Source organism: Methylovulum psychrotolerans (assembly GCF_002923755.1).
Classification (GTDB): Bacteria; Pseudomonadota; Gammaproteobacteria; order Methylococcales; family Methylomonadaceae; genus Methylovulum; species Methylovulum psychrotolerans.
In genome coordinates, this window is record NZ_PGFZ01000006.1 from 94,691 (window position 1) to 101,331 (window position 6,641).

Genomic DNA, 6,641 nt, shown 5'->3' on the forward strand with positions numbered 1-6,641 from the left:
ATAAACGAAATGCTTCAAACGGAGAAACGGGGCAGCGCCAATCCGCTGCAATGGCAATGACACTATCTTAAACTAGGCTAAATATTGTCTGGACAATGGGGGCCACTTAACGGTGTCTTGCTTGGGGATGTCCAACTCTACCGCCTCCCTGAGGGCGTTAAAGAGAGCGTCTTTTTTCATGACATGACTGATAGATGCGTCTTCTTGTGCTGTGCGGGCTTCAATTTTTCCTTTTTCACGCGAGGTCACTGGGTTTTTTGGCGGTACAAGAAGGGTGGATTGAGCGGTTTCTATGTTCATAAAATCCTCGGCTTTGATTTGTTGGCTAGTTTTCGCTATTGTTTGTCCGGCTAGTCTATTTTTTAGACTAGCTTGGAGCCATATTAATTCGTAACTACGAACAAATCAACAGGAAAATTCGGAATGACAACATTAAACGAAAGAATTCTAAAAGTAAGAAAATACAAGTCTTTGAAGCAAAATGAATTTGCTGAATTAATAGGGGTTTCAAGAAGTACGCTTTCGGAGGTTGAAAGCGGAAAAACAAAGCCATCTACAGACATTATTGTCGGAATTGCGAACAGCTTTGATGATGTAAATACAGACTGGCTTTTGACGGGAAAGGGGGATATGTACAGAATTAAACAGCCGCTAACTCCGATATCGGAGCATCAGGCGCAAGTGATTGTGCAATTGTACGGAGACTTAAACAAAGAACAGCAACAAGAGATTTTATCAGCTATACAAAAAGAAAAACGACTGAACGAACTAGCTGAAACAGTTAGCCAGTTACAAAAAAAGGTAGGTTGAAGGGGCGGTGGTTGACAGGCAAGTCACATAAGCAAATAATTAGCAGGAGGTATTTATTTTTGAAAATTTGCATGATAACCGCCCCAATACAAAAACAAAAGTATAGTAGCTAGGCGATACTATCTTACCGATCCTCTAGCTCTTGGCTTATACTTGCGATGCTGTCAAAAATACGAATCGGCTTTGCGCTCAAGTCATGCGCAAATATGCCGGTGTATGGCTATTTAGGAATGGCTATTTATAGAATTTATAAGTTAATGAAAATAAACCGATAAATTCCGTAAATACCCACAAAATCCCATAAAAACGTGAAAGAATTAGCGCAACAATGGCAAAATACCCGTAAAGAATACTCTCAGCAATCACCCGCTGTCCGGGTCGAACGCCTCACGGAGCGCCTGCGTTGCCGGTAGGGTATATTTTGAGCCGTCGAAGGCAAAGACCGACAAGCCGTGCCATGTATATTCGTCGCGTTGCGGGAAAACGTCATAGGCCAATCCGACGGCTTGGCGCAACAACGCCGCGAACGATTGCCAGCTAAGCTTGCTGCGGGCTTTGGTCAGCGCACTGCGGTGCGGGGTTTGCGCATCGGGCCAAAGCCCGCCGCGCCGTGACAGGTTGAAAAACTCGCCCAGCTTGATGTCCACACCGTCAGACCGCGAACCCGTGGCCGCCAAATGCAGCAGCGTGACGATGAGCCGGGGCAAGGGCAACTTGCGGTTTTTGGTGAAATGTCCGGGCTTGCTCTTTTCGACCGTTTGGCAAAATGCGGGTAACAGGCTGATAAGTTGGGTGTAAAAGCTGACAAGTGATGGGGATGTTTTTTTATCCATTTATGGCTTATCTTATTGTTATTAAATATCAAATAGATATCATAGCTCCATTGCTTAAGTCAACAGTATTGTCCCCTCCCCTTCCCACCACAAAATGCCTGCTACCCGGCGATTAAGTGAATAATTTTTTCACTTTATTCGTTTTAAAAACCTTTAATAGGGAATGCCGGTATAGATAATCACCATAATCTTAACCCGAAGCCGTCGGGCTTCCTGTGCCGTTCCGGCCGCTTCCGTTAAACTAAAAGTGTCATCGGAATTAAACCAGTCTTGTAAATGCGGCGGACGCGGGGCGGGCCTTTAAGCACATTTTTTAAGCCGTCATTTCAACCCGCGTTTTTTTACGCTTTTAATTTAAATGCTTTAAAGTAAAAGTGTAAATGGGCGGCCCTATCCGCCTGTTTTGTAAGACATCGGTTATTTACACTTTTAGTTTAATGAACGGCCGCGTCCGTTAAACTAAAAGTGCGGCCGGAATTAAACTGGTCTTGTAAACACGGCGGATGCGGGGCCGCCATGCCCGCCGCCACACGGACGGCGGCAGGTTGGCGGCGCACGCGGGGCGGGCCTTTAAGCACATTTCTTAAGCCGTCATTTCAACCCGCGTTTTTTTTACGCTTTTAATTTAAATGCTTTAAAGTAAAAGTGTAAATGGGCGGCCCTATCCGCCTGTTTTGTAAGACATCGGTTATTTACACTTTTAGTTTAATGAACGGCCGCGTCCGTTAAACTAAAAGTGCGGCCGGAATTAAACTGGTCTTGTAAACACGACGGATGCGGGGCCGCCATGCCCGCCGCCACACGGACGGCGGCAGGTTGGCGGCGCACGCGGGGTGGGCCTTTAAGCACATTTCTTAAGCCGTCATTTCAACCCGCGTTTTTTTTACGCTTTTAATTTAAATGCTTTAAAGTAAAAGTGTAAATGGGCGTCCCTATCTGCCTGTTTTGTAGGGCATCGGTTATTTACACTTTTAGCTTAATGAACGAATGCCGTGACGAAGCGGCGGCCACCGCCTTCTGCAAGCAAGCCATTGATGACAATGGCCTGCTCGAAAAAGTAGTCATGGACAAAAGCGGTGCCAACTTGGCCGGATTGGAAAATATCAACGTCCAGTTGAAGCTGGCAGGCCTGCTTTGCCTGATGGTCGACATTTAACAAGTCAAATACCTCAAAAACCTGACGGAACAGGATCACCGGTTAATCAAAAAGATCACCGGGCCAATGCTGGGGTTCAAAGTTTTCCCATTCCGCCCAAGCCACCCTCACCGGTAACGCCGCCAACGATAGTTTATGGGGCTGCGGTGGCGGCGATATCCTCAGCGGCGGAGACGGCAACGACGGCCTGATGAGCGATGCGGGCGATCACACGCTCAATGGCGGCAACGGTTTTGACATCGCCCATTTACTATACCGCCACCTCCCGCTTCCCTTAAAACATTAAATTTTTTGTTTTGTGAATAAGTACCTAGCTATTCTCTTTTTCTAAGTATAAAATTTTTCCGACAACCCCCACATATACAACCCAAGGCGATAAACAATGGCAACTTACAATGGCGATAATGACAATAACACTTACACGGGTACATCAAGTGCTGATGTCATTAACGGCAATGGCGGTAACGATGTCCTGTTTGGCTATGACGGCAACGACATCATCAATGGCGGCACCGGCGACGATTATCTGTACGGTGGCCTAGGTAACGACACCTACCTGATCGCCAAGAACAATGGTAAGGACACCCTTTACGAGGAAGGCGGCAGCGATACGGTCACATTCACCGATATGCTCGCCAGCGATATCAGCAGTGTCAGCCGCGTGAACGGCGGCGGCGATTTGTTGCTGAAATACAGCGGCGGCCAATTGACCATCCCAGGTAGTTTTAACTTTTTAAATTCCCCAAATTATCGCATCGAACAGTTCCAGTTCAGCGACGGCACCGTTTGGAATTGGGCGGACATCAGCCTAAAAGCATTGCAAGGGACAAGTGGCAATGACAACTTATACGGCTATGACAACAGCGATGACATCCTGAACGGCCTACTGGGCAACGATAACCTCTCTGGCAATGGCGGCAACGACACCCTTAATGGTGGCACCGGCGACGACTATATGCGGGGCGGTTTAGGCAACGACACCTACCTGCTCGCCAGTGATATCAGCCAAGTCAGCCGGATCAATAACGGCTATGATTTATTAGTGAAATACGACACTAGCCAACTGACTGTCCAAAATTACTTTTATTCAGCCAATAGCCGCATCGAACAGATCCAGTTCAGCGACGGCACCGTTTGGGGTTGGGCGGAGATCAGCCTAAAAGTATTGCAAGGGACAAGTGACGATGACTTCTTCTTATACGGCTATGACAACAGCAATGACACCATCAATGGCTTCGCGGGCAGCGACACCCTCAATGGCTTTGGCGGCGATGACACCCTCAATGGCGGCATCGGCAATGACACCCTAGTGGGCGGCCTAGGCAACGACACCTACCTGATCGCCAAAAACGACGGGGCGGACACTCTGGTGGACTTTGGCGGCACCGATACGGTCAAATTCACCACTATGCTCGCCAGTGACCTCAGCAAAGTCAGCCGGGTCAACGACGGCAACGATTTATTGCTGCAATACGGCACTAGCCAACTGACTGTCCAAAGTTATTTTTATTCATCCGACCTCATCTAGCAGTTCCAGTTCAGCGACGGCACAGTGTGGGGCTGAGCGGACATCAAGGCGCACCTCAGCCTGACCGGCACCAGCGGCGATGACTCCCTGTACGGCTATGACGACAGCAACGACACCCTCAATGGCTTGGCGGGCAACGACTCGCTGGTGGACTTTAGCGGCAACAATACCTTCGATGGCGGCACCGGCAATGACGATATGCTCAGCGGCAGGGGCAACGATACCTATCTGATCGCCAAAAATGACGGGGTGGACATGTTGACCGACAGTGGCGGTGCCGATACGGTTAAGTTTACCAATATGCTCGCGGGTGACATCAGCCAAGTCAGGCGTGTCGGTTTCGATAACAACGGCGACGATTTGCTGCTGATATACGGCAGTAGCCAACTGACGGTCAAATATTATTTTAACCCTTATAATAAAACGGATTACAGCATAGAACAATTCCAGTTCAGCGATGGCACAGTATGGGGTTGGGCGGACATCAAGGCGCACGTCAGCCTGACCGGCACCAGCGGCGATGACTACCTGTATGGCTATGACGACAGCAATGACACCCTCAATGGCAGTGCGGGTAATGATCACCTGGAAGGCGGCTCAGGCAACGACACCTACCTGATCGCCAAAAACGACGGGGCGGACAAGTTGATTGACAGTGGCGGCACCGATACGGTTAAGTTCACCAACCAGCTCGCTACCGACATCAGTGCAAGCCGGATTGGTTTTTACGGTGGCTACAACGACGGCAGCACGTTGTTATTGACCTATAGCGGCGGCCAATTGACCGTCTACAATTACATTACCTCACCTGATAACCGTATCGAGCAGTTCCAGTTCAGCGACGGTACGGTGTGGGGCTGGGCGGACATCAAGGCGCACATCAGCCTGACCGGCACCAGTGGCGATGACATCTTCTTATACGGCTATGACGACAGCAACGACACCCTCAACGGCCTGGCGGGCAATGACTGGCTAATCGGTTATGGCGGCAACGACACCCTCAATGGCGGCACCGGCAACGATACCCTGGAGGGCGGCGCGGGCAACGACACCTACCTGATCGCAAAAAACGATGGGGCAGACACGCTGACTGACAGTGGCGGCACCAATATGGTTAAGTTCACCGATATGCTTGCCAGTGACATCAGCCAAGTCAGCCGCGTCGGTTTCTATAACAGCGGCAGCGATTTGCTGCTGACATACGGCAGCAGCCAACTGGCCGTCCACAATTACTTTGCCTCAGCTGACAACCGCATCGGGCAGTTCCAGTTCAGCGACGGCACAGTATGGGGCTGGGCGGACATCAAGGCGCACATCAGCCTGATCGGCGCCAGCCGCAATGACATCCTGTTCGGTTACGATGACAGCGACGACACCCTCAACGGCTTGGCGGGCAATGACACGCTGTGGGGCTATGGCGGCTACGACCATCTCAATGGCGGCACTGGCTACGACCATCTCAATGGCGGTTTGGGCAATGACACTTACTTGATCGCCCACAATGACGATGCGGACCTGCTTTATGATACAGGCGGCGCCGATGTGGTCAAGTTCACCGATATGCCCGCCACCGACATCCTAGTCAACCGTATAGCTTCCGGTGGCAACAATTTATTGCTGAAATACGGCAGTAGCCAACTGTCCGTGCAGGGTTACTTCGCTTTAACGGACAATCGCATCGAGCAATTCCAGTTCAGCGATGGCACGGTGTGGGGCTGGGCGGACATCAAGGCGCACCTCAGCCTCTCCGGCAGCGGCGGCAACGACCTCCTGTATGGCTATGACGACAGCAACGACACCCTCAATGGCTTGGCGGGCAATGACATGCTGTGGGGCTATGGCGGCAACGACACCCTCGATGGCGGCACCGGCAATGACCTAATGTTTGGCGGTAGCGGCAATGATAGCTACTGGGTTGACAGTACCGGCGATGCCGTCACCGAAAAAGCCAATCAGGGTACCGACACCGTCTACAGTTCGGTGGATTTTAACTTGTCCGGCTCGTCAGGCACATGGGGCTCTGTGGAAAACCTGACCTTACTGGCAGGTGCGTTGTCCGCCACCGGCAACAGCCTGGACAACATCCTGACCGGCAACGCCGATGCCAACAGCCTCAATGGTTGGACGGGCAATGACACCCTCAGCGGTGGTGACGGCAATGACAGCCTGATGGGCGGGGCGGGCAACGACAGCCTCAACGGCGGCAACGGCTTTGACATCGCCCACTACTACACCGCCACCGCAGGCGTGACCGTCAACCTGAACCTGACCACGGCGCAAAACACCGGCGGCGCGGGTATCGATACCTTAAGCA

The 6,641-nt window shown here is 51.0% G+C and carries 6 protein-coding genes; 4 read left to right on the forward strand and 2 right to left on the reverse strand.

What is annotated here, in order from left to right; genetic code table 11:
* Nucleotides 1-72 precede the first annotated feature (72 nt).
* Nucleotides 73-300 (reverse strand): hypothetical protein, encoded by a 228-nt coding sequence (locus AADEFJLK_RS13745; protein WP_103974667.1) that lies wholly within the window; start codon nucleotides 298-300, stop codon nucleotides 73-75.
* 123 nt (nucleotides 301-423) lie between these two features.
* Between AADEFJLK_RS13745 and AADEFJLK_RS13750 the strand changes: the two genes are divergently transcribed.
* On the forward strand, nucleotides 424-810 hold the full coding sequence (locus AADEFJLK_RS13750) for a helix-turn-helix domain-containing protein (protein ID WP_103974668.1): 387 nt from the start codon (nucleotides 424-426) through the stop codon (nucleotides 808-810).
* Between the two features lie 362 nt (nucleotides 811-1,172).
* On the opposite strand, the gene AADEFJLK_RS13755 is transcribed toward AADEFJLK_RS13750, so the two are convergent.
* Nucleotides 1,173-1,643 (reverse strand): hypothetical protein, encoded by a 471-nt coding sequence (locus AADEFJLK_RS13755; protein ID WP_103974669.1) that lies wholly within the window; start codon nucleotides 1,641-1,643, stop codon nucleotides 1,173-1,175.
* A 979-nt stretch (nucleotides 1,644-2,622) separates the two neighbouring features.
* Here AADEFJLK_RS13755 and AADEFJLK_RS26105 point away from each other — a divergent pair.
* The 3 genes from AADEFJLK_RS26105 to AADEFJLK_RS24570 form a co-directional block, all read left to right on the forward strand.
* The gene (locus tag AADEFJLK_RS26105; protein ID WP_211299219.1) at nucleotides 2,623-2,799 is read left to right on the forward strand and encodes a hypothetical protein; all 177 of its coding nucleotides are present in this window, start codon (nucleotides 2,623-2,625) and stop codon (nucleotides 2,797-2,799) included.
* A 382-nt stretch (nucleotides 2,800-3,181) separates the two neighbouring features.
* Nucleotides 3,182-4,327 (forward strand): calcium-binding protein, encoded by a 1,146-nt coding sequence (locus tag AADEFJLK_RS13765; protein ID WP_103974671.1) that lies wholly within the window; start codon nucleotides 3,182-3,184, stop codon nucleotides 4,325-4,327.
* A gap of 360 nt (nucleotides 4,328-4,687) precedes the next feature.
* Nucleotides 4,688-6,641: calcium-binding protein (locus AADEFJLK_RS24570; protein ID WP_282957363.1), on the forward strand; the 1,954-nt coding region annotated here is incomplete at its 3' end.